This window comes from Janthinobacterium lividum, from assembly GCF_011601275.1.
Taxonomy (GTDB): domain Bacteria; phylum Pseudomonadota; class Gammaproteobacteria; order Burkholderiales; family Burkholderiaceae_D; genus Janthinobacterium; species Janthinobacterium lividum_E.
Genome location: NZ_JAAOLY010000012.1, coordinates 91,060 through 111,725, shown reverse-complemented (window position 1 = coordinate 111,725; position 20,666 = coordinate 91,060). Strand labels below are relative to the sequence as shown.

Here is a 20,666-nt window from a genome sequence, read left to right as displayed (position 1 = left end):
TGCGCCCTGTCCAAGATGGCCGGCATTTGCTATAGTTCCGGCCATCTTTCCATTGCCAGATTGACCCTGCCCATGACTATCAGCACCAGCAACACCATCGCGCCCCGCACCTTCGGCACGCCCCTGTCTTCCACCGCCATCAAGGTCATGCTGCTGGGCTCGGGTGAACTGGGCAAGGAAGTGATCATGTCGCTGCAGCGCCTGGGCGTGGAAGTGATCGCCGTCGACCGCTATCCGAACGCGCCGGGTCACCCGGTGGCGCACCGCTCGCACGTGATCGACATGAGCGACGGCGTGGCCCTGGCGGCCCTGATCGACCTGGAAAAACCCGATTTGATCGTGCCCGAAATCGAAGCCATCGCCACCGACACCCTGGCGGCGTTGGAAGCTGCCGGGCAAATCACGTGCATCCCGAACGCGCGCGCGGCCGTGCTGACGATGAACCGCGAAGGCATCCGCACCCTGGCCGCCGAAACCCTGGGCGTGGCCACGTCGCCATACCGCTTCGCCAGCAGCCTGCAGGAGTTGCAGCTTGCCTGCCAGGAAATCGGTTTTCCGTGCGTGGTGAAACCCGTGATGTCGTCGTCGGGCAAGGGCCAGTCCAAGCTCGATAGCGCGCAAGACGTGGACGCGGCATGGGCGTATGCGGCCAGCGGCAGCCGTGTCGATACGGGCCGCGTCATCGTCGAGGGTTTCATCGACTTCGACTACGAAATCACCCTGCTGACGGTGCGTGCCGTCGGCGCCTCGGGACAGATCGAGACGCAGTTTTGCGAGCCGATCGGACACTTGCAGGTGCATGGCGACTACGTGGAATCGTGGCAGCCGGCCCGCATGGCGCCGCTGGCCCTGGAACGCTCGCGCGAGATCGCGCGCAAGGTGACGGACAACCTCGGCGGCCTGGGCCTGTTCGGCGTGGAGCTGTTCGTCAAGGACGACATGGTGTGGTTCTCGGAAGTGAGCCCCCGTCCGCACGACACGGGCATGGTCACCATGGCCAGCCAGGTGCAGAGCGAATTCGAGCTGCACGCGAAAGCCATCCTCGGCCTGCCCGTCAACGTGGCGCTGCGTTCGCCCGGCGCCTCGGCCGTCATCTACGGCCAGCTGGAAGCGAAAGGCATCGCCTTCGAAGGCGTGGCCGAGGCCTTGATGGTGCCGGGCGCGGACTTGCGCCTGTTCGGCAAGCCGGAGTCGTTCGCCCGCCGCCGCATGGGCGTGGCGCTGGCCACAGCCGAAGATATCGATACGGCCCGCCAGCGCGCCGTGCTGGCCGCGTCGAAAGTGAAACCGGTGGCCCGCTGATGGCAGAGGCCAGCCTGCCGCTGGCCGACGCCGGCGGCGACGATATCAAGCGCAAGCTGCGCGGCCACATCGCGCGGCGCAACCTGGCCGGCGCCGCCAACGACTGCAAGTGGAACGAACTGCTGGCCTTCATGCGCGGGCGGACCGACTGGGCGCCATCGTACCGCTACGGTTCCGTGTCCGGCTACGTGTCGCGCTGGGACACGGAGTGGGATTACCACCCGCCGTTCCCGTTCCTGGGCGTGGAATGGTTCGACATCAGCCTGTACTCGGAAGAACACGTGGCCATGCTGCTGCCGAAAAAAATCATCGACCACGGCGTGTGGATCGTGCCCGAACTCCAACGCATCGGTTTCGATTTCGAGGTGCGGGACCGGGTGGCGCGCATCTGGGGTTATCTGCCCCGTAATTATCACGACTTTCCTCCTGCTGATTAATATTCAAGAGTACCCCCATGACTGAAAATACTTTCCCGCCAGTGCCGCAGCCGGACGACGCCGTCGTCGGCAAGGAAGCGGGCGCGCAGATGCTGGCTACGGCCTGCGCCGCGCGCGACGCATTTTATGCCACCTTGGGCGCCATCGACGCCGACGTGCTGGCGCCGCTGCTCAATCCCGCCTTCGTGAATGGCCCGCGCTGGCCATCGCTGCGCCAGGCCTGGCGCGTGATCCGCCGCGCCGATTCACTGATCCTTGCCAGCGATGGCCTGAGCGACCCGTTCGAAGATGACGACGACGTGTTTGTCCCGCGCGGCCACCTGCTGGAAGTGTGCATCGAAGCGCCGCTGTCCGCCTTCGACGGCAAGGACGTAGCGCAGTCCTGGCTGTTCGACCTGATCTACGAGGTCAGCCAGAACGTGGCCGACCACGGCTCCATTGATTTGCTGGTGCAGCGCCACGGCAGCGTGTCGATGGTGCTGGACTTGCAGCAGGCGCCAGAGGGACTGGAAGACGAAAACGGACAGGTGGGGGTGCTGCTGGCTCAGGGGGCAAGCAGCATTCCCCCATCGTTCGACACGTCATATGGCGAAGTGATGCTGCTGACTGTCACGGTGCTGCAGCCGGCCGAACTGGCGTACATCAGCGAGGCTGACGACAAGGCGCAGTCGCGGCGCGACCTGACCGCCGCGCTGGCCGCTTCGCCGACGGGGCATCTGAGCATGGCGCGGCGGCCGGCCGTCATTCCCCGCTAGGCTCTTCGACCGGTGGTACGGCCGCTTCTTCCGTTTTCGGTGCCTCCTTCGCTGCCACGACGGCGGGCGCTGGCGGCGGTTCTTTCCACTTGCCCGCCGCCTTCAGCTTGTTTTTCAGGCCCGGCAGGGGAAAGCCCAGCGCATAGGCTTTTTGCGCGTGCGCGCTGGCCTTCTCGTACTCCTTCTTTTTGACATACATCAGGCCCAGGTTGTACTGGATGGTGGCCTGTTCGGGTGCCAGGCGGCTGGCCGCGTCCAGCTGTTCCAGCGCGGCCGCGTCCTTGGCCGTGGCCAGCAGGTAGCTGGCGTACACCATGCGCGCCGTCACGTCGTGCGGCGCAAAGGCGATCGCGCGTTCAAAGTAGCAGTTCACCGTGTAGCGGGCGCCCACCGGCTGCGCGCTTTTCAGGCGCAGGCCGAGCTTTGCCATCGAGGCCAGCGCCCGGTGGTGATTCGGGAAGTGTTCGAGCGTGTAGCCGATATCGGCGCCCAGGCTGCCCGTCATGCCTTGCGTGAGCGTTTCCACGGCGCGCGAAAAATGGAATTTCTCGACCACGGACAGACCGTCTCGGTCTTCCGCGCTCGTGTAGTCGCCGCCCGGCGTATGCTTGACGTAGGGCGGGCAGACGGCGGCGCCAGCGCTGGCGCAGCAGGCGGCGAGGGCGCAGGCAAACAAGGGATGCTTCATGGGAGACTCCTGTGGCTGACCTGGTCGAGCAAATCGGCCAGGGCGTTGCAGCGGGCTTGCCGCGATTGCAGGGCGATGGCGGTGGCACTGGCCAGCGGTGCGCGGCCCTGGCGCGCCAGTTCCAGGAAGCGCAGCAGCGCGCGCGCGCAGTCGCCGCTCGACGCCAGCTGGCCGATGGTGTCGATGCCGCAGTGGCGCAGCTTGGCCGCGCTGTCGCCGGCCAGGTCGGTCAGCGCCAGGATGGGGCGGCGGCAACGCAGGTATTCATACAGCTTGGCGGGAATCTGCGCGTTGCAGTTAGCCGCCTGCAGCAGCAGCAAGCCGTCGGCGGCCAGCATTTCCTGCAGCGCCGCGCCGTGCGGCTGCAACGGTTCCAGGCTCACCAGGTCCCCGATGCCGTATTTCACCAGCAGGCCCGCCAGCCACGCATCGTGGCCCGTGGCGCGCAGCACCAGCTGGAAATTGCGCGCATGCAGCACGCCGTCGTGGCGCAGCCGGGCCAGGGCCTCGAACAGCGCTTGCGGGTCGCGCTCGGACGGGTAGATCACGCCGCTGTGCAGCAGCAAAAAGCGGCTGCGGTGGCCGTGCGGCCCCTGCTGCAGCGCGCTGCCCGCGTCATCATCATGGCCATTTTCGATCAGGTGGAAGTGCTCGCGCGTCACCTGCGCCAGGCGCCGCCGGTGCGCATCGACAGCGCCCGGCGTGGTGCAGACGATGGCCGCGCTGCGCGCCGCGATGCGCTGTTCGATCCACGCATGCATGCGGTGCAGGCGCGGTTCGGGCGGATACGGCGCCAGCGGGTCGCTGTCATCGAGCATGGGGTCGCGCTGGTCGGCGATCCACGGCAGGCCGCTGAGTTTTTGCAAGGTCATCGCGATCAGGTGCGCCGTGGCGATCGGGTACGTCGACCAGATGGCGTCGGGGCGGTATTCGCGGATCATGCGCAGGCCGGCCGGCACGGCGCTGAGCCACCAAGAACTCCAGCGGTCGGGCAGGGCCAGGCAGCGCGGATAGCGCCCGGCGATGGCCAAATGGCGCGCCGCGTCCAGCGCCAGGGTGCGCCGCACGGTGGCTTGCGCGCTGATGTGGGCCAGTTGCGAGTCGCCCTGCTGCGCGTACGCGCCAGCACTGGGGCTGAGCACCAGCGGCTGCCAGCCGCAGTCCGGCAAATGGCGCGCAAAACCCAGGGTGCGCAGGATGCCGCTGCCGCCAGCAAGCGGCGGAAAATGGTAGGCTACCATCAGTACCCGTTTGGGCGTCAGTCCCGGCATGATAGCAGCCAATGCGCGCATAGTTGTTCGACTTCGCCGCGCCAGACGGCGCTGGCAAAGGTGTGGTTGGCGCCAGCGACCTGCGCCTGCGTCCATTGCGCGCGCGCGGCCAGGCTGCGCCACGCCGCATCGCCATCGAGCAGGGCCTGCCACTCGCGCGCACCGAGGTCGTCGCCACTGAGAATGAGCAGCACCCGGCCCTGGAACTGCGTCAGCGCCTGCAGCAGGGCTGGCGCCGGCGCATCGTCTTCCTGCCCGGGCATCTGCCGCGTGGCCGCCGCCATCTTCCGCAGCGAGGCCAGGCTGGCGGCCAGCTGCAGTCCGCCGCCGGCCAGCTTGCGCCAGAACGCGCCTTGCAGCAGGCGCGGCAAATAATAGTGGCGCAAGGTGGCGCGCGCCAGGCCGGCGCTGCTGCGCACCCAGGGGTTGAGCAGCACCAGGGTTTTGACGCGCGCGTCGCGCGGCGCATGGCAGGCGGCCGCCGTGGCGCCGTCGCACAAGCCCCACAGCGCCACTTCGCGCAAGGACGGCACGGCATCGAAGAATTGCGCCAGCGCCCCGGCGATGTCGGGACCGGCGGCGCGGTAGTCCCGCGCGCTGCCCTCGCTGTCGCCCATGCCGCGCAGGTCGAAACGCAGCACGGGCCAGCCTTGCGCGGCCAGGGCGCGGGCCAGCAGGACAAACTGGCGGTGGCTGCCGACCCGGTACTGCGGCCCGCCCGTGACGATCAAGACGCCGCGCGGGCCGGGCGCGGCGGGCAGACTGAGGATGCCGACCATGCGCGCCTGCGCCTCCTCCTCACCGAGACCGGGAACGGCTGCCGCGCTGCGAAAGCGCAGCGCCAGCTCGCGCACGCTGTGCTCTGCGAGGTGCTGCTGGCTGCTGTCGCGCTTCATGGCGGCTTCCTTTCCTCGTCGAGCCAGTCGCGGCACAGCACCCGCGTGGCGTGCAGCAGTTGCGGGCACGCCAGCAGCTCCCCGCTGTGCCAGAAGGACCCGTCGCCGAAGCCGGCCACGTGCACGGCGGCGCCCTGTTCGCGCCATTCGCGCGCCAGCGGCGGCAAGGGCGCGGCTGCCTGTTCCGGCGCCCGGTAATCGAGCCAGTAGACCGGCACCGCCGGGAGCAGGGCGCAAGCGCTGACACCATCGATGGCGTGCGCCAGTTCTGGCGCCAGCAGGTAGCCCGCCACTTCCACAGGCTCGCCATTCGCCAGTGCGGCGCGCGCATGTCCGGGCGCTTCCCGCGCGCCGCCGGCCAGCATGCCCGACGCCAGGCGCAGGCGCAGGAAGCGGTCGATGACGCGCCGTCCATCGAGTTCCGCTTGCCACAGCAGCAGACGGGCCAGCGGCAGCGGCGCGCGGCTGGCGAAATCGAGGGCCAGCAGGGCGCCCAGGCGCAAGCCCCAGACGGTCAATGGGCCGTCGACGCGCTGCGCCAGCCACGCGCATGCCAGGTGCAGGTCGTTGTGCCAGATGTCCCAGCGCGCTTCGCCAAAGTCGCCGCTGCTGTCGCCGCAGCCGAACAGATCGATCTGCAGCACGCTGTAGCCGGCGGCGGCAAAGGCGCGCGCCTGCGCGGCGGCCACGTGGCGGCTCTTATTGAGTTCTTCCGCAAATGGATGCACGTAGACGATGCCGCCGCGTGCTGTGCGGCCCGGCGGCGGCAGGTGCAGCAGGCAGTAGCGCTGGCCGCCGCTGGCGGGCAGGAAGAAGGGCAGCAGCGGCAGGGCGTCGATGGCGGCGCTGTTCATGGTCGCAGCTTTGCAAACACGAAATCGTGCAGGGTGCCGACGGTGGCGAAGTGGCGCGCGTGGATGTCGTCGTCGGCGACGATGATGCCGAAATGGTCTTCCAGCGCGGCGATCACGCCGATCACGGCCATCGAATCGAGTTCCGGTACGCTGCCCAGCAGCGGCGTGTGGTCTTCCAGCGCGCGCCCGTTCAAGCCCAGGGTGGTGTCGAGGATGCGTTTTACTGCTTCAAGATGCGGCATGTCAGCTCCAGGGAAGGGTAGTGCGGCAGGGACGAGGTATCGAAGGCCAGGCAGGGGATGTCGTCGGGGCGGCGTGACAGGTGGATATACGGCGGCAGGCTGGCGGCCATCCATTGCCAGCGCCCGCAGCGGATAAAGGTGGCCATACCCAGCGCGTGCGTGCCCAGGCGCGCATGGGCGCCCAGCGAGGCGCGGTTGAAGCGCGAGATGCGGCTGCACGACCAGCGCACGCCCTGCGCGTACAGCACGGCGTTGGCTTCTTCCCACAGGCGCGCGAAGACCAGGCCGCCGCGCTGGTCGGGATGCACCCACACGTCCAGGTCCCACGACGATTGCTGCGACGCCAGCGCATAGCGGGCACGCACCTCGTCTTCCTGGCAGCCGTGGCGCAGCAGCCAGATCCAGCCAACCATGCCGGACTTGTCTCGCGCCACCAGGCATTGCGCGCCTTGCCGATAGCGTTCGCGCAGCGCGCCGGGGCGGCGTGCGGGGCCGGGCGGCAAGTCCGCTTCCGCCAGGCAAGGCGTGACGGCGATCGATCGGCCGCGTCCGCGGCACAGCGAGCCGGGCGCCACTGCCTGCGCCACGAATTGATAGCGGTACAGCGCGCAGCGCCCGCCCGGCACGCTTTCCAGCAGGCGCGCCACGGCCAGCCACGCGCTGTCGCGCCAGCCCAGCTGGCGCAGGCTGGCGGCAAGTCCTTGCAAGCGGGAAAAATGGAGGAAATGGGCGAGGCTGGCCATGGCGATCAACGATGGGGCGGCTATGCAGCCAACGCTGTCCATTAGAGCGCAGCGGCCAGTGATCGATGTTGCGCGGCCTCAAGCATTGCGCAAGATAGGCCGCCACCGGTCGGGAGAGGTGCTTACTTGATAAAAATCAACACTGCCGCCCCCGTTTGTCCCAATCATAGGGGAATGCATGGCAATCATGACAACCCGGGATGAGACGATGGCGACACTGATACACGATCTGATCTTCGAAACGGCGCAGCGCATGCCCCACGCGCCGGCCCTGTCGTGGCAGGGCGAGCAATTGAGCTATGGCGCGCTGGCGCAGTCCGTGCGCGATGGCGCAAGCACCTTGCTGACCCTGGGCTTGCAGCGCGGTGCGCGCGTGGCCGTGTACCTGGAAAAGCGCCCGGAAAACGTCAGCGCCATGTTTGGCGCGGCGGCGGCCGGCGGCGTGTTCGTGCCCGTCAACCCGCTGCTCAAGCCGGATCAGGTGGCGTATATCCTGGCCGACTGCAACGTGGCCATCCTCGTCACCTCGCGCGAACGCCTGGCGCAGCTGAGTCCCGCGCTGGCCGCCTGCCCGGACTTGCAAACGGTGCTGCTGACGGGCGAAGGGGCGGCGGAATCGATGCTGGGCAAGCTGCGCGTGCTGCCGTGGCACGCGGTAGCCGCCGCCAGCGCGCCCCCGCTCATGCCGCACGCGGCGATCGACATGGACATGGCCGCCATTCTTTATACCTCGGGCAGCACGGGGCGGCCGAAAGGCGTGGTGCTGTCGCACCGCAATATGCTGGCGGGTGCGCTCAGCGTGTCGGGCTATCTGCGCAATACGCCGCAAGACCGCATCCTGTGCGTCTTGCCGCTCAGTTTTGATTACGGCCTGAGCCAGCTGACGACGGCGTTTGCCAGCGGCGCCTGCGCCGTGCTGATGAATTATCTGCTGCTGCGAGATATCGTCGAAGCCGTCGAGCAGGAAGCCATCACGGGCCTGGCTGCCGTGCCGCCCCTGTGGGTGCACCTTTCGCAGCTGAGCTGGCCCCTGTCCACGCCCTTGCGCTACATCACCAATTCGGGCGGCGTGATGCAGCGTTCCACGCTCGACCGGCTGCGCCAGTCGTTGCCGCGCACGCAGGTCTACCTGATGTATGGCTTGACGGAAGCGTTCCGCTCCACCTATCTGGCGCCGGAACAGCTGGAGCGGCGCCCAGATTCCATCGGACAAGCAATTCCCAACGCGGAAGTACTGGTGCTGCGGCCGGACGGTAGCGTCTGCGACGCCGACGAACCGGGCGAACTTGTGCACCGGGGCGCGCTGGTGGCGCTCGGCTACTGGAACGATGCGGCGCGCACGGCCGAGCGCTTCAAGCCGCTGCCGCCGCAGGCCAGCGGCCTGGTGCTGCCGGAACTGGCCGTCTGGTCGGGCGACACCGTGCGCCGCGATGCGGATGGCTTTCTGTATTTCGTGGGTCGCAGCGACGACATGATCAAGACGTCCGGCTACCGGGTCAGCCCGGCCGAGGTCGAGGAAGTCGTGTATGCGAGCGGCCTGGTGGGCGAGGCCGCCGCGCTGGGCTTGCCCCATGCCGTGCTGGGCCAGGCTATCGCGCTGCTGGTCACGCCCGCGCCCGGCGTCGAATTGCTGCGCGACAGCGTGCTGGCCGCCTGCCGCGCCCGCCTGCCCAGTTATATGGTGCCGCTGTGGGTGGAAATCCGCGACGGCGTGCTGCCGCGCAATCCGAACGGCAAGATCGACCGTCCCTTGCTGGCCAGGGAACTGGCGCAGGCGTATGCGGTCCAATCAGGAGACGCGGCATGAAGGACTTGATTCGCTCGAACAGTACGGAATTACCGTTGCACTCGGCCCTGGGCCAGCAGTTCGCCGTGGAAAACGACATGCTGCAGTTCGGCGGCGTGCCCTTGCGCCGGCTGGCCCAGCGGGTGGGCAGCACGCCGTTCTACGTTTATGAACGCGCGCACATCACGCGCCGCGTGGCCGAGTTGCGCGCCGCCTTGCCCGCCGGCGTGCATGTGCATTACGCGATGAAGGCCAATCCCATGCCGGCCGTGGTGCAGTGGCTGGCGGGCCTGGTCGATGGCATTGACGTGGCCTCGGGCGGCGAACTGGCCACCGCGCTCGATACGCCCATGGCGCCGGCGCGCATCAGCTTTGCCGGGCCGGGCAAGAGCGAAGGCGAGCTGGCGCGGGCCGTGGCAGCGGGCGTGCTGATCAACGTGGAGTCGGGGCCGCAGCTGGAAAAGGTGGCGCTGTCCAGCGAACGGCTGGGCCTGGCAGCGCGGGTGGCCGTGCGCGTGAATCCCGATTTCGCCTTGCGCCGCACGGGCATGCGCATGGGCGGCGGTGCGCAGCCGTTTGGCGTCGATGCGGCCCTGGTGCCGGCGCTGCTGGGGCGCATCGGCCAGCTGGGGCTCGATTTCCACGGCTTTCACCTGTATGCGGGCTCGCAAAGCCTGTCGGCCACCGCCCTGGCCGACGCGCAGGCCATGAGCGTGCAGCTGGGCCTGCAGCTGGCCGACAGCGCGCCGTCGCCCTTGCGGACCCTGAATATCGGCGGCGGCTTCGGCGTGCCGTATTTTCCCGGCGACCAGGCGCTGGACCTGGCGCCCGTGGCGGACGGTTTGCAGCGGCAGCTCGACATCCTGGGCCAGGCGGCGCCCGGCGTGCGCCTGAACCTGGAACTGGGCCGCTATCTGGTGGCCGAGGCGGGCGTGTATGTGTGCAAGGTGCTTGAACGTAAGGTGTCGCATGGCCAGGTCTTTCTCGTCACGGACGGCGGCTTGCACCATCACTTGGCCGCTTCCGGCAATTTTGGCCAGCTGATCCGCAAGAATTACCCGGTCGCCATCGGCAACCGCCTTCACGGCGGAATGCGCGAAGTGGCGTCCGTCGTGGGACCTTTGTGCACGCCGCTGGATTTGCTGGCGGACCAGCTGGAGATGGCGCGCGCCGAGGAGGGCGACCTGGTGGTCGTGTTTCAGTCGGGCGCGTATGGCCTGACAGCCAGCCCGACGGCTTTCCTCGGCCATCCGCTGCCGGCCGAGGTGCTCGTATGAGCGGCCTGTGCGGCTGGCTAGCGGCGGGCGGCGCTGCGGGCCCGGCCACCGCCGATGCCGATGGCGCCGCGTCCACCGCGCTGGCCGGCATGGCCGCGCCCCTGTCGCGTTTCGATAGCGCGCCGCAAGCCGCCAGCCTCAGCGAAGTGGGCGGCGTGGCCGTGGCCGCCATCGACGGCAGCCGCCACGTGTATCAGCAGGACGGCTTGCAGGTCGCCATTTGGGGCCGGCCCATGCTCGACGGTTCGACCGACGATGTGGCGTGCCGCCTCGCGTCCCTGTGGCTGAGCCGCAGCGTGGCGGCCTGCGCCAGCCTGTCGGGGCCATTTTCCCTGGCCATAATCGACGCCTTTTCCGGTTCGGCCCTGCTGGCCGTGGACCGTGCCGGCATGCATCCGCTCAGCTATGCCAGCAATGCGCAGGGCCTGTTCTTTGCTTCCTCGCTCGATGCCTTGCTGGCCCATCCTTCCGTGCGGGGCGCGCTCGATCCGCAAGCGCTGTATCACTATTTGTACTTCCACATGGTGCCCGGCCCGGCCACGGCCTATCTTGGCCAGCAGCGCTTGCTGCCCGGCGAATACCTGCATGTACGGGGCGGCAAGCAATGCAAGGGCAGCTACTGGCAACTGGCCTTCCACGAGCCGGCAGCACGCACGCGGGCGACCTTTGCCAGCAACAAGCAGGAATTCCTGCGCCTGCTGCGCGTGGCCGTGGAAAGCAGCCTGGGCGCGGACGGGGCGGACACGGGCGCGTTTCTCAGCGGCGGCACGGACAGTTCCACCCTGGCCGCCATCATGGGGCAGGTGACGGGCCGGCCCGCGCGCACGTATTCCATCGGTTTCGACGCGCCCGGCTACGACGAAATGGCGTATGCGCGCCTGGCCGCCAGCCATGCGGGCAGTATCCACCACGAACGCTACGTGACGCCAGCCGACGTGCTGGCCGCGATTCCCGCCATGGCGGCCATCTTCGACCAGCCTTTCGGCAATGCCTCGGCCATTCCCGCCTACTATTGTGCGCAGATGGCGCGCGAAGATGGCGTGACGCGTTTGCTGGGAGGCGACGGCGGCGATGAATTGTTCGGCGGCAATGAGCGCTATGCATACCAGGCCTTGCTGTCGCGGTACGAGCGCCTGCCCGTCATGTTGCGCCAGGCCATCATCGAGCCGCTGTTGTTCCGTGAACGGACAAGTCTGCCGTGGCGGCTGGGCGACAAGGCGCGCCGCTACATAGAACAGGCGAGCCTGCCGCTGCCGGCCAGGCTCGATGGCTACAACCTGCTGCTGCGCCATGGCTACCGCACGGTACTGGAAGCGGGCTTCATCGACACCGTCGACCCGGGCATGGCGCCCGGCTGCGTGAATGGCGCGTATTGGGAGCGGCAAGGCCAGAGCTTGAGCCAGATCAATGAGCTGCTGGCCCTGGACATGCGCTTTACGCTGGCCGACAACGACCTGTTCAAGGTGCGCAAGGCGTGCGAGCTGGCCGGCGTGGAAGCGGCGTTTCCCTTCCTGCACGATGCGATGGTGGCGTTCGCGTCGCGCCTGGCGCCGCGCGACAAGCTCGACGGCATGCGGCTGCGGCCTTTCTTCAAGCGGGCGCTGGCGGAAATCCTGCCGCCGGCCATCGTGCGCAAGCAAAAGCACGGCTTCGGCTTGCCTTTCGGCCTGTGGCTGCACAGCCACGCGCCGCTGCGCGAGTTTGCGTTCGACAACCTCACGCAGCTGCGCGGGCGCGGCATCGTGCGGCCCGCCTTCATCGACGATTTACAGGGGCGCTTGCTGGCGGAACACCCGGCCTATCACGGCACCATGGTGTGGCTGCTGCTGATGCTGGAACAGTGGCTCAGCCAGCATCCGGGCGCGCTGGGTGCGCTTGCCGGCGGTTTTGCCGCAAACGCCACAGAAACGCCAGGCGTCCTCGATCCCACGGCGTAAAGCGGGGCAGCTGCAGCAAGTCAAGATTCGCGCCGGGGCGCGCCACGCCCCAGTCCGTCGCCACGGCCGCCTGGAAACCCAGCTTTTGCACCATCGCCACGTGCGGCGCGCCATAGTCGCGCCCGGCCTTGCCGTTCGGATACGCAAACAGGGTGACGGGCGCCTGGATCACGCTTTCCAGCTGGCGCTTGCCGTCGGCGATGTCGCGCTGCGCGACGTGGTCCGGCAAGGTGGACAGAATCGGGTGGCTGGCCGTGTGCGCGCCCAGCCCCATGCCGGCAGCCTGTAGTTGGCGCAGCTGCGCCGTGCTCAGCATGGCTGGTGGCCCGGCCGTGGCGCCCGCTTGGCGGCGGATCTGCAGGGCCAACTGCTGGCGCCGGTCGAACGGCAGGTATTTGAGCTGGCCCAGCAAGGCGGCGATGGCCGCTTGCCGCTGCGCCAGGCTGGCGACGGACAGGCAGTCCAGGCCGAGTTCCCGCAAGTCCAGCTGGGGGGCGACCGCCTGGCGCACGGCCTCGATCACCGTGTCGTTCCACATCTGCCCGCCATCGAGGTAGTCCGTGGCGATAAAAAACGTGGCATGCAAGCCGTGGTGCTGCAGCAGGGGCAGGGCCACTTGCGCATTGTCCGCATAGCCGTCGTCGAAGGTGATACAGGCGGCGCGCGGCGGCAGGCTGCCATCCTGCAGGCGTTGCACGGCCTGGGCCAGGGGCAGCGGCGCATAAAACCGCTTTAACAGGCGCAGCTGGCGCTCGAACAGCGCTGCATCGACCTCGCCGGGAAACAGCGGGTCGGGCCGCGCCAGCACGCGGTGGTAGATCAGGATGGACAGGGTGGCCGTCATGGCTGCTCCGCGATGGCGGACGGGGTCTTGACCTTGGCCTGGCGCGATGTCGTGGCCGGCGCTTGCTGCTCGACGACGATGCGCGTGGCGATCAGGGCGGCCATCAGGTAGTACGGCATGTCGAAATACAGCAGGCTGAGGAAGGCCCCGCCCACGGCAAAGCCGATCAGGCTGGCCTGGCTCATGGTGGCCAGGCCATGCGCCCAGCGCAATTCCGGCTGGCCCCGCGTGCGGCGGATGATGACGGCCGCCGTGCGCCAGGTGGCGACGCCCAGCGCCAGATAAATGAGCAGGCCGACGAAGCCGTGTTCGCCCAGTGCCTGGAAATAGATGCTGTGCGCCGCATGCACGTCCATGGGATTCGGTGCATAGCGGGCAAAGACGGATGCATCGGAGACGTCGAAGCCGCCGCCGGGAAAGCGGTCGCGCGCCAGGTTCCAGGCCATGCGCCAGGCATTCAGGCGGCCCATGGCGGACACATCATCCTGGTAGGTATTGATGGTGTCCATGCGTTCGGCCCAGCGCTCGGGCATGAAGGCCAGCAGCAGCGGCGTGACCGCACCGAGCAGCGCGCCCAGGACCAGCTTGCGATCGCTTTTCAGCCACATGAACAGGCCCATGGCGGCAATGGCCAGCAAGCCGCCGCGCGAATACGAGCCCAGCGCGGCCAGGGCCGACAGCAGCATGGCCGCCGTCAGTCCATGGCGCACCCAGCGCTTGTCCGTGCTTTGCTGCAAGTAATACATGAGGGGAATGATAATGATCAGAGCCAGGGCCAACGCGTTGTTATCGCCAATAAACGTTTCTTCCGGCCCCCAGACCCGCTCCGTGCCGCCGCTGCGGATGGTGAAGATGCCGCCTTTTACGCCATAAAAGCCGATCGAGCCCACCAGCACCCAGACCAGGCGCACGATGTCGCGCCGCGTGCGTATCACCATCATGATCACAAAGCTCATCAGCATGATCTTCATGACCTTGTTCCACTGCACCCACGATGATTCCGGCAGCAGGGCAAACGGCGCCGTAACGTTCATCCACGCGACGAACAGCAGCAGCAGCACGCTGACGGGCGTGAGCGGCAGGTTTTTCGGCTCGCGCGTCATCGCAAGGCTGATCAGGGTGGCGATGGCGATGATGAAGGCGAACGGCATGTGGGTGGCAAAGCCCCAGCCCTGCGTGTGCGGGTTCATCACGCTGACCCACACCCACATCAGCCCGCCGATGGCCGGCGACTTCAGGATGAAGGGCAGGGAACCCAGAATGATGATGGTGATCAAGATGTCGCGCATGAAGGAAAGGCTCCTGGTTTTGCCCGGCTTGGCTTGGTATTGATGCCTGTCAACGGCTTGACGGACAGGCTCAGTACACTGGGTCAACAGTTCAGCATATAGTTTTGTCATGGTAAGACCAAGGAGGCATGTCCTTGTTGACCGTTCTCATGGCGACCTACAATGGCGCCGGCACCTTGCCCCAGGTATTGCACGCCTACATGGGCTTGCGACCGCCCGTGGGCGGCTGGCGCCTCGTCATCGCCGACAATGGCAGCACGGACGCCACGGCCCAGGTGATCGCAGCCTTCCGCGGCCGCTTGCCCTTGACTTCCATCTACGTAGCGCGGCGCGGCCGCAGTCCCGCCCTGAACGGCGCCGTCGAACACGCCTTGCGTTCAAGCGGCGATGGCGGCGAGCTGTTCGTCTTTGGCGACGATGACGCCATGCCCGCGCACGACTGGCTGTGCCGCTTGCAGGACTGCGCGCGCGCCCACCCCGGCTACGCCCTGTTCGGCGGCGCCATCGTGCCCGCCTGGCGCGAGCAGCCGGCGGACTGGCTGCTGCGCCTGACCCCGGTCGGTTTGACCTGGGGCATCACCAGCCCCGATTTGCGCGACGCCCCCATCTATCCGGGCCTCGTGTGGGGCGCCAACATGGCGATACGCCGCCGCATCTTCGAGGCGGGCGCCCGTTATGACGAAAGCATCGGCCCGCAGGGTGCGAATTACGCCATGGGCAGCGAAACCCGTCTCAACCTAGAGATGCATGCGGCCGGCAATCCGTCCTGGTTCTGTCCGCTGGCGCGGGTGGCGCACATCATCCGCGCCCCGCAAGTGCAGCGCGCCTGGATACTGCGCCGCGCCATGCTGTTCGGCCGGGGCCAGTGCCGGCTGGCGACCTTTGCGCCCAGCGTGGAATTGCTGGGCGTGCCCCGCTGGATGCTGGGCAGATACGTGCGCGATACGCTCGGCGCCGTGCGGGCCTGGCTGCGGCGCGACCACGCCGACCTGTTCCTGCGCCAGTGGGAGCGGGCCTGGCTGCGCGGTTTCTTCCATGAAGCGTGGCGGGGAAGGCGCAAACGCCTGCCGCGCATCGTCATCAGCAGTTATTCGGGCGAGCTGGGCGGCATGGAGCTGCGCATGGCGCAAGAGGCGAGCATGCTGGCCGCGAACGGCTATGACAGCGTGCTGGCGCTGCGGCGCTTTCCCGGTTTTACTGCCTGGGTGCAAGGCTTGCGTGCGCAGCATCTGCAGGTGCGCGTGTATGAACCGCCCCTGTTTCTCGAACACTGGGCCTGGCGCCGCTGGAATTGGCTGCGCGCCAGGGTCACGGGCGCGTGGCGGCTGCGGCGGCTGCGGCCGGACCTGGTGCACGTGGCATTCTGCTGGACCAGTTACGGCGCTTCCATTCTGTGGCTGGCGCGGCAATGCCGGCTGCCGGCCGTGATCAGCGTGCACAATGCGTTTCCTTTGGAAGCCTTCAGCGCCTGGCAGCGGCCCCGGCTGCAGGAAGCATTCCGCACCGTCAAAGGCGTATATGCCGTATCGCCGTCGGCCATGCGGCATTTCCTCGACCTGTACCGCGACATGCTGAGCCCGGAAACGCGGCTGGCCGTCATTCCCAACGGCGTCGATACGGACACGTTCACCGTCTCGCCCGAACGGAAAATACTGGCGCGCAAGCAGCTGGGGCTGCCGCCGGACGCGCTTGTGCTCGGCTGCGTGGCGCGATTGTCCGCGCAAAAGCGTCCGCAAGCGCTACTGGCCCTGTTCGCCAGGCTGGCCGCGCAATTTCCCAACGTATATTTAGTGCTGGTCGGCACCGGGCCGCTGGAAGCCATGCTGCGACTGCAGGTGCAGCAATCGGGCTTGCAGGACAGAGTCGTGTTTGCCGGTTTTCAGCAGCGCGTCGAGCTGCTGATGCCGGCCTTCGACCTGCATGTACTGCTGAGTAAGAACGAAGGCTTCGGCATCGCCACCATCGAGGCCATGGCCTGCGGCGTGCCGGCCGTGGGGACGGACGTGCCGGGCACGCACGATATCCTGCACGATAGCGCCGGCGGACTATTGCTGCCGCTTGAAGACGAGCACGCCGCCTGTGCTGCCGTGGCGCAGCTGCTGATGGACGCGCCCCGGCGCGCCCGCATGGGGCGGCTGGCGCGCGAGGAAACCGTGCAGCGCTATTCGATGCCGCGGCTGGAACGCCAGCTGCGCGCATTTTACGCCGGCCTGGTGTAGGCGCGGGCGGCCCGCATGAGCGCCACCCGCCATTCGTTTTTCTTTTCGTTTGCCGAAAAATACACGGTGCTGCTGCTGGGCATTATCGCCACCATGGTGCTGTCGCGCCTGCTGACTCCGGCCGAGGTCGGTGTGTATTCGCTGGGGGCCGTGCTGGTGGCCTTGGCGCAAGTGGTGCGAGACTTTGGCGTGGGGCAATACCTGATCCAGGAAAAGCAGCTCGATGCCGTGAAACTGCGGGCCGCGCTGGCCACCAGCCTGCTCGTCGCCTGGCTGCTGGCGGCCCTGGTGCTGCTGGCCAGCGCGCCGCTCGCGCATTTCTATGACGAACCACGGCTGACCCTCGTGCTGCGTCTGCTGTCGGTCAATTTCCTGTTGATTCCGTTCAGCGCCTTGACCTTGCCGATGCTGCGCCGGCAACTGCGCTTTCGCGCCATTTACGGCATCAATGCGGCCAACAGCGTCGTCAACCTGCTGGTGGCCGTGCTGCTGGCGCTGCAGGGATATAGTTATATGAGCATGGTGTGGGCGGCGCTGGCGGGGTCCTGCGCTTCGCTGCTGGTGAGCCTGCTGGTGCGGCCCCGCGAACTGCCGTGGCTGCCGGGACGGCGCGGCATGGGCGATATCGCCCGCTTTGGCGTGTATGCGACGGGGGGCGGCCTCGTCGACGAGGCGGGCGTGGCGGCGCCGGACCTCATCATCGGCAAGCTGATCGGCATTGAAAGCCTGGCCCTGTTCGGCAAGGCGCAAAGCGTGCTCAATATCTTTAACCAGGCCATCACCAGCGCGATTTCTCCCGTCGTGTTTCCCCTGTTCGCGGCGCGCGCGCGGGAAGGGGGCGGCCAAGGCGGGCAGGGCGGAGCGGAGCGCGTGTATTTGCGCACGATCAGCTACATGACGGCGCTGGCGTGGCCGTTTTTTCTCTTTCTCGCCTGCATGGCTTTGCCCTTGGTCAAGGTGTTGTACGGCACGCAATGGATCGGATGTGTGCCCTTGATCCGCATCATGTGCCTGTCCTCGGCCGTGTATAGCATGTTCAGCATGGCCCGCTACCTGTTCGTGGCGACGGGCCAGCTGCATGCGCAGGTGCGGCTCGATGCCTGGGCTGGCGCCATCAAAGTGGCGCTGCTGCTGTCGGCGGCACCGTTCGGCCTGGTAGCGGTGGCCTGGGCCGTGGTGCTGAGCAACGTGCTGCGCAGCTGGCTCAATTACGGCTGCCTGCGGCGCTTGAGCGCACTCGATTGGCGCATCCTGGCGCGGGCCTTGCGCAAGAGCCTGCTGCTCTGCGGCTGTAGCGCCGTCGCGCCCGTCGCTTCGCTGCTGTGGCTGCCTGCCGATACGCCGGCGTTGCTGGCGCTGGCAGGCACGGCGCTGGTCACCTTGCTGTGCTGGCTGGCCGGTCTGTTCCTGTTGAAGCATGAGCTCGCTGGCGAATTTCTGTTATTGCAACGCAAGCTGGCCGGCCGATGGCTGGCCGTCAAATGCACGAAAGGATGACCATGCGTGTCGGTATCTTGTCCTACCCGATGCTGTTCCAGCGCGACGGCGGCTTGCAGATTCAGGTACGCGAAACCATTGCCGCGCTGAACCGGTTGCCCAAGCAGCCGGCGCGGCCCCTGGAGGTGCAGCTGGTGGACGCCAACCATGAGCGGCTGGCCGATTTCGACGTGTTGCACGTGTTTTCGGCGAGCAATGGCACTTACCGCATCATGGAAATGGCCAGTGAGCAAGGCGTGCCCGTGGTGCTGTCGCCCTTGCTGTCGCCTGGCTGGGGCCGTGCCAGCGCCTGGCGCGCGCGGCTGGCCGACCGGCTGGCCGGGCGTTTGACGGAATGGATGGTGCAAACGAGCTATGCGCAAACGCGGCGCGCCTTGCAGCTGGCCGATGTGGTGATCGCCTTGGGCCAGGCCGAGCGCGACGCTATCGTGCAAGGCTTTGGCTTGGGGGGCGACGCCATCCACGTCTTGCCGAACGGGATTAACCCGCATTTCTTCACGGCCAATGGCGACCTGTTCCTGCGCGAGACGGGCATCGCCGGGCCATTCGTGCTGATGGTGGGCAGCATTTCGCCATATAAAAACCAGCTGGGCCTGGCCCAGGCGCTGGCCGGGGCCGGCTTGCCCCTGGTGCTGATCGGCGCCGCGCCGCGCGAACAGCAGGCGTATCTGCAGCATTTGCTGGACTTGCCGCACGTCAGCTGGCTCGGTGCGCTCGACCACGCCGACCCGCTGCTGGCCAGCGCCTACCATGCGGCGGCCGTGGCGGCCTTGCCCAGCCAGGGCGAGGTGTTTCCCTTGAGCGTGCTCGAAGCGCTGGCGGCGGGCACGCCCGTCGTCATGACGGCGCAAAGCGCGCTGGACTTGCCCGATTCCGCGTTTGCGCTGCGCAAGGTGCGCTGGGACGACGGCGCCGCGCAGCGCCAGGCCATCCTCGAACTGCTGGCGCAGCCGCCAGAGTGCGCGCGCGTGCAGGCGCTGGTGGAACGCTTTACGTGGGAACGGGTGGCGGCGCAGATCGTCGATTGTTACTACCAGGCGCAGTCGCTGCCTGCCAGGAGGCAACATGCTGTTTAACTCCTTCTCCTTTCTGTTCGGCTATTTGCCCATCGTGCTGGCCGGCTATTTTTTGCTGGACCGCTGGGCGCCTGCCGCCAACGCATCCGCCAGCTGGCGCCGTCTGGCGCCCGCAACTTGGCTGGCGCTGGCCTCGCTGTTCTTCTATGCCTGGTGGGACGTGCGCTATCTGCCGCTGCTGCTGGCATCGATCTGTGTCAATTACGGCGCGGGGCGGCTGATCGGCGCGCGCGCGGGCGCGGCCCGCAAGCGCGTACTGGTGGCGGCGCTGGCACTGAACCTGGGGCTGCTCGCGTACTACAAATATGCGAATTTCTTCATCGACAGCATCAATGCCGTCGCCGTGGCCACAGGTGCCGACGCTGCCAGCCTGCCGTGGCATGGTCTCGACATCATCCTGCCGATCGGCATCTCGTTCTTTACCTTCACGCAGATCGCCTTTCTCGTCGATTGCTACCGGGGCGAGGTGCGCGAATACCGCTTCATCCATTACGTGTTGTTCGTCAGCTATTTCCCCCATCTGATCGCCGGACCCGTGCTGCATCACCGCGATATGATGCCGCAGTTCGCCGACCCGGCCAATGCCCATCCGCGCGCCGCCAATTTCGCCGTCGGCCTGTCGATTTTCACGATTGGCCTGGCAAAGAAGGTGCTGATCGCCGACAACCTGTCGCCGCTGGCCATCCCCGTCTTCGCGGCCGGCGCCGAACCAACCCTGATCGAAGCGTGGATCGGCGTGCTGGCCTACACCTTCCAGCTGTATTTCGACTTTTCCGGCTATTCGGATATGGCCATCGGCCTGTCGCGCCTGTTCGGCGTGAAATTGCCGCTGAACTTCAATTCGCCGTACAAGGCGGCCAATATCGCCGACTTCTGGCGCCGCTGGCACATGACCTTGTCGCGTTTCCTGCGCGACTATTTATACATTCCCCTGGGTGGCAGCCGGCGCGGCGAAGTCATGCGCTACCGCAACCTGATGCTGACCATGCTGCTGGGCGGCCTGTGGCATGGCGCCGGCTGGACCTTCGTCATCTGGGGCGGCTTGCACGGCCTGTACCTGGTGCTGCAGCAGGCGTGGCAGCGCGCGTTCGGCGCGGTCCGGGCGCGCTGGTGGCCCGGCGTCCTGACCTTTTTTGCCGTCATGCTGGCCTGGATCTTCTTCCGCGCGCCCGACGTGGCCACGGCCTGGGACATCGCGGGCGCGCTGGTGGGCGCGAATGGCGTGAGCCTGCCGCGCGGCCTGGCCAGCCACGCGTCCAGCCTGGCGCAATGGGGCTGGCAGCCCGCGTTCGACGGCATCCGCTGGATCGAACTGGCCGGTCCCGGCTTGCCCGTATTGCTGGCGGCGATGCTGCTGGCTTTCAAGGCGCCGAACACGCAAGAAATATTCTTTCTCTATGAGCCTGCCATTGAAAGAATCTTTCAGCCTGCGCGGCGCTGGGCGTTCAGCTGGCGGCCCACGTCCCGCTGGAGCGTGGGCTTGGCCGCGCTGTTCGTCGCCTGCATCTTCGGCATGAACCGCGTCACCGAATTTCTCTACTTCCAGTTCTGAG

The 20,666-nt window shown here is 67.2% G+C and carries 18 protein-coding genes; 10 read left to right on the top strand and 8 right to left on the bottom strand.

Annotated elements, in window-relative coordinates:
• Positions 1-72 precede the first annotated feature (72 nt).
• Genes purT through GYK42_RS18660 form a run of 3 tightly spaced genes read left to right on the top strand, consistent with a single transcriptional unit; the run spans position 73 to position 2,494 of the window.
• Entirely contained in the window at positions 73-1,302 is a 1,230-nt protein-coding gene (gene purT, locus GYK42_RS18670; protein WP_166448722.1) for a formate-dependent phosphoribosylglycinamide formyltransferase, read from the top strand.
• Complete coding sequence (locus tag GYK42_RS18665) at positions 1,302-1,739, top strand: DUF6678 family protein (RefSeq protein WP_166448721.1); 438 nt, start codon at positions 1,302-1,304, stop codon at positions 1,737-1,739. The genes purT and GYK42_RS18665 overlap by 1 nt, the downstream gene beginning before the upstream one ends.
• Positions 1,740-1,756: 17 nt before the next feature.
• Complete coding sequence (locus GYK42_RS18660; protein WP_166448720.1) at positions 1,757-2,494, top strand: hypothetical protein; 738 nt, start codon at positions 1,757-1,759, stop codon at positions 2,492-2,494.
• On the opposite strand, the gene GYK42_RS18655 is transcribed toward GYK42_RS18660, so the two are convergent.
• The 6 genes from GYK42_RS18655 to GYK42_RS18630 are packed head-to-tail and all read right to left on the bottom strand — an operon-like array spanning position 2,481 to position 7,188.
• Positions 2,481-3,182 carry an ABC transporter permease gene (locus tag GYK42_RS18655; protein ID WP_205711455.1) on the bottom strand — a complete coding sequence of 234 codons (702 nt, stop codon included), beginning with the start codon at positions 3,180-3,182 and terminating at the stop codon, positions 2,481-2,483. The genes GYK42_RS18660 and GYK42_RS18655 overlap by 14 nt on opposite strands.
• Entirely contained in the window at positions 3,179-4,453 is a 1,275-nt protein-coding gene (locus GYK42_RS18650) for a glycosyltransferase (RefSeq protein ID WP_240943662.1), read from the bottom strand. Before GYK42_RS18650 ends, GYK42_RS18655 begins: the two co-directional genes overlap by 4 nt.
• Positions 4,441-5,349, bottom strand: a complete 909-nt coding sequence (locus tag GYK42_RS18645) for a hydrolase 1, exosortase A system-associated (protein WP_166448719.1) — start codon at positions 5,347-5,349, stop codon at positions 4,441-4,443. The genes GYK42_RS18650 and GYK42_RS18645 overlap by 13 nt, the downstream gene beginning before the upstream one ends.
• Positions 5,346-6,203, bottom strand: coding sequence for a hydrolase 2, exosortase A system-associated (locus tag GYK42_RS18640; RefSeq protein WP_166448718.1), 858 nt, complete (start codon positions 6,201-6,203; stop codon positions 5,346-5,348). Before GYK42_RS18640 ends, GYK42_RS18645 begins: the two co-directional genes overlap by 4 nt.
• Positions 6,200-6,445 carry an acyl carrier protein gene (locus GYK42_RS18635; RefSeq protein WP_166448717.1) on the bottom strand — a complete coding sequence of 82 codons (246 nt, stop codon included), beginning with the start codon at positions 6,443-6,445 and terminating at the stop codon, positions 6,200-6,202. The genes GYK42_RS18640 and GYK42_RS18635 overlap by 4 nt, the downstream gene beginning before the upstream one ends.
• Positions 6,424-7,188 carry a GNAT family N-acetyltransferase gene (locus tag GYK42_RS18630; RefSeq protein ID WP_166448716.1) on the bottom strand — a complete coding sequence of 255 codons (765 nt, stop codon included), beginning with the start codon at positions 7,186-7,188 and terminating at the stop codon, positions 6,424-6,426. The genes GYK42_RS18635 and GYK42_RS18630 overlap by 22 nt, the downstream gene beginning before the upstream one ends.
• A gap of 208 nt (positions 7,189-7,396) precedes the next feature.
• Between GYK42_RS18630 and GYK42_RS18625 the strand changes: the two genes are divergently transcribed.
• From GYK42_RS18625 to GYK42_RS18615, 3 genes are read left to right on the top strand one after another with little or no spacing between them, the layout of a single operon-like run.
• Positions 7,397-8,995 carry an acyl-CoA ligase (AMP-forming), exosortase A system-associated gene (locus GYK42_RS18625; RefSeq protein ID WP_166448715.1) on the top strand — a complete coding sequence of 533 codons (1,599 nt, stop codon included), beginning with the start codon at positions 7,397-7,399 and terminating at the stop codon, positions 8,993-8,995.
• Complete coding sequence (locus GYK42_RS18620; RefSeq protein ID WP_166448714.1) at positions 8,992-10,251, top strand: pyridoxal-dependent decarboxylase, exosortase A system-associated; 1,260 nt, start codon at positions 8,992-8,994, stop codon at positions 10,249-10,251. The genes GYK42_RS18625 and GYK42_RS18620 overlap by 4 nt, the downstream gene beginning before the upstream one ends.
• Positions 10,248-12,188, top strand: coding sequence for an asparagine synthetase B family protein (locus GYK42_RS18615; RefSeq protein ID WP_166448713.1), 1,941 nt, complete (start codon positions 10,248-10,250; stop codon positions 12,186-12,188). Before GYK42_RS18620 ends, GYK42_RS18615 begins: the two co-directional genes overlap by 4 nt.
• On the opposite strand, the gene GYK42_RS18610 is transcribed toward GYK42_RS18615, so the two are convergent.
• Entirely contained in the window at positions 12,097-13,032 is a 936-nt protein-coding gene (locus tag GYK42_RS18610) for a polysaccharide deacetylase family protein (protein WP_166448712.1), read from the bottom strand. The two genes, GYK42_RS18615 and GYK42_RS18610, sit on opposite strands and share 92 nt — an antisense overlap.
• A complete protein-coding gene (locus GYK42_RS18605; RefSeq protein WP_166448711.1) occupies positions 13,029-14,321 on the bottom strand; it encodes a putative O-glycosylation ligase, exosortase A system-associated in 1,293 nt (430 codons plus the stop codon). Before GYK42_RS18605 ends, GYK42_RS18610 begins: the two co-directional genes overlap by 4 nt.
• Positions 14,322-14,455: 134 nt before the next feature.
• On the opposite strand from GYK42_RS18605, the gene GYK42_RS18600 reads away from it, so the two are divergent.
• The 4 genes from GYK42_RS18600 to GYK42_RS18585 are packed head-to-tail and all read left to right on the top strand — an operon-like array spanning position 14,456 to position 20,665.
• Positions 14,456-16,540, top strand: a complete 2,085-nt coding sequence (locus tag GYK42_RS18600) for a glycosyltransferase (protein ID WP_240943661.1) — start codon at positions 14,456-14,458, stop codon at positions 16,538-16,540.
• Positions 16,541-16,555: 15 nt separating this feature from the next.
• Positions 16,556-18,037, top strand: coding sequence for an oligosaccharide flippase family protein (locus GYK42_RS18595; protein ID WP_166448710.1), 1,482 nt, complete (start codon positions 16,556-16,558; stop codon positions 18,035-18,037).
• 2 nt (positions 18,038-18,039) lie between these two features.
• A complete protein-coding gene (locus GYK42_RS18590) occupies positions 18,040-19,113 on the top strand; it encodes a glycosyltransferase family 4 protein (protein ID WP_240943660.1) in 1,074 nt (357 codons plus the stop codon).
• On the top strand, positions 19,103-20,665 hold the full coding sequence (locus tag GYK42_RS18585; protein WP_166448709.1) for an MBOAT family O-acyltransferase: 1,563 nt from the start codon (positions 19,103-19,105) through the stop codon (positions 20,663-20,665). Before GYK42_RS18590 ends, GYK42_RS18585 begins: the two co-directional genes overlap by 11 nt.
• The last annotated feature ends 1 nt before the right edge of the window (position 20,666 follow it).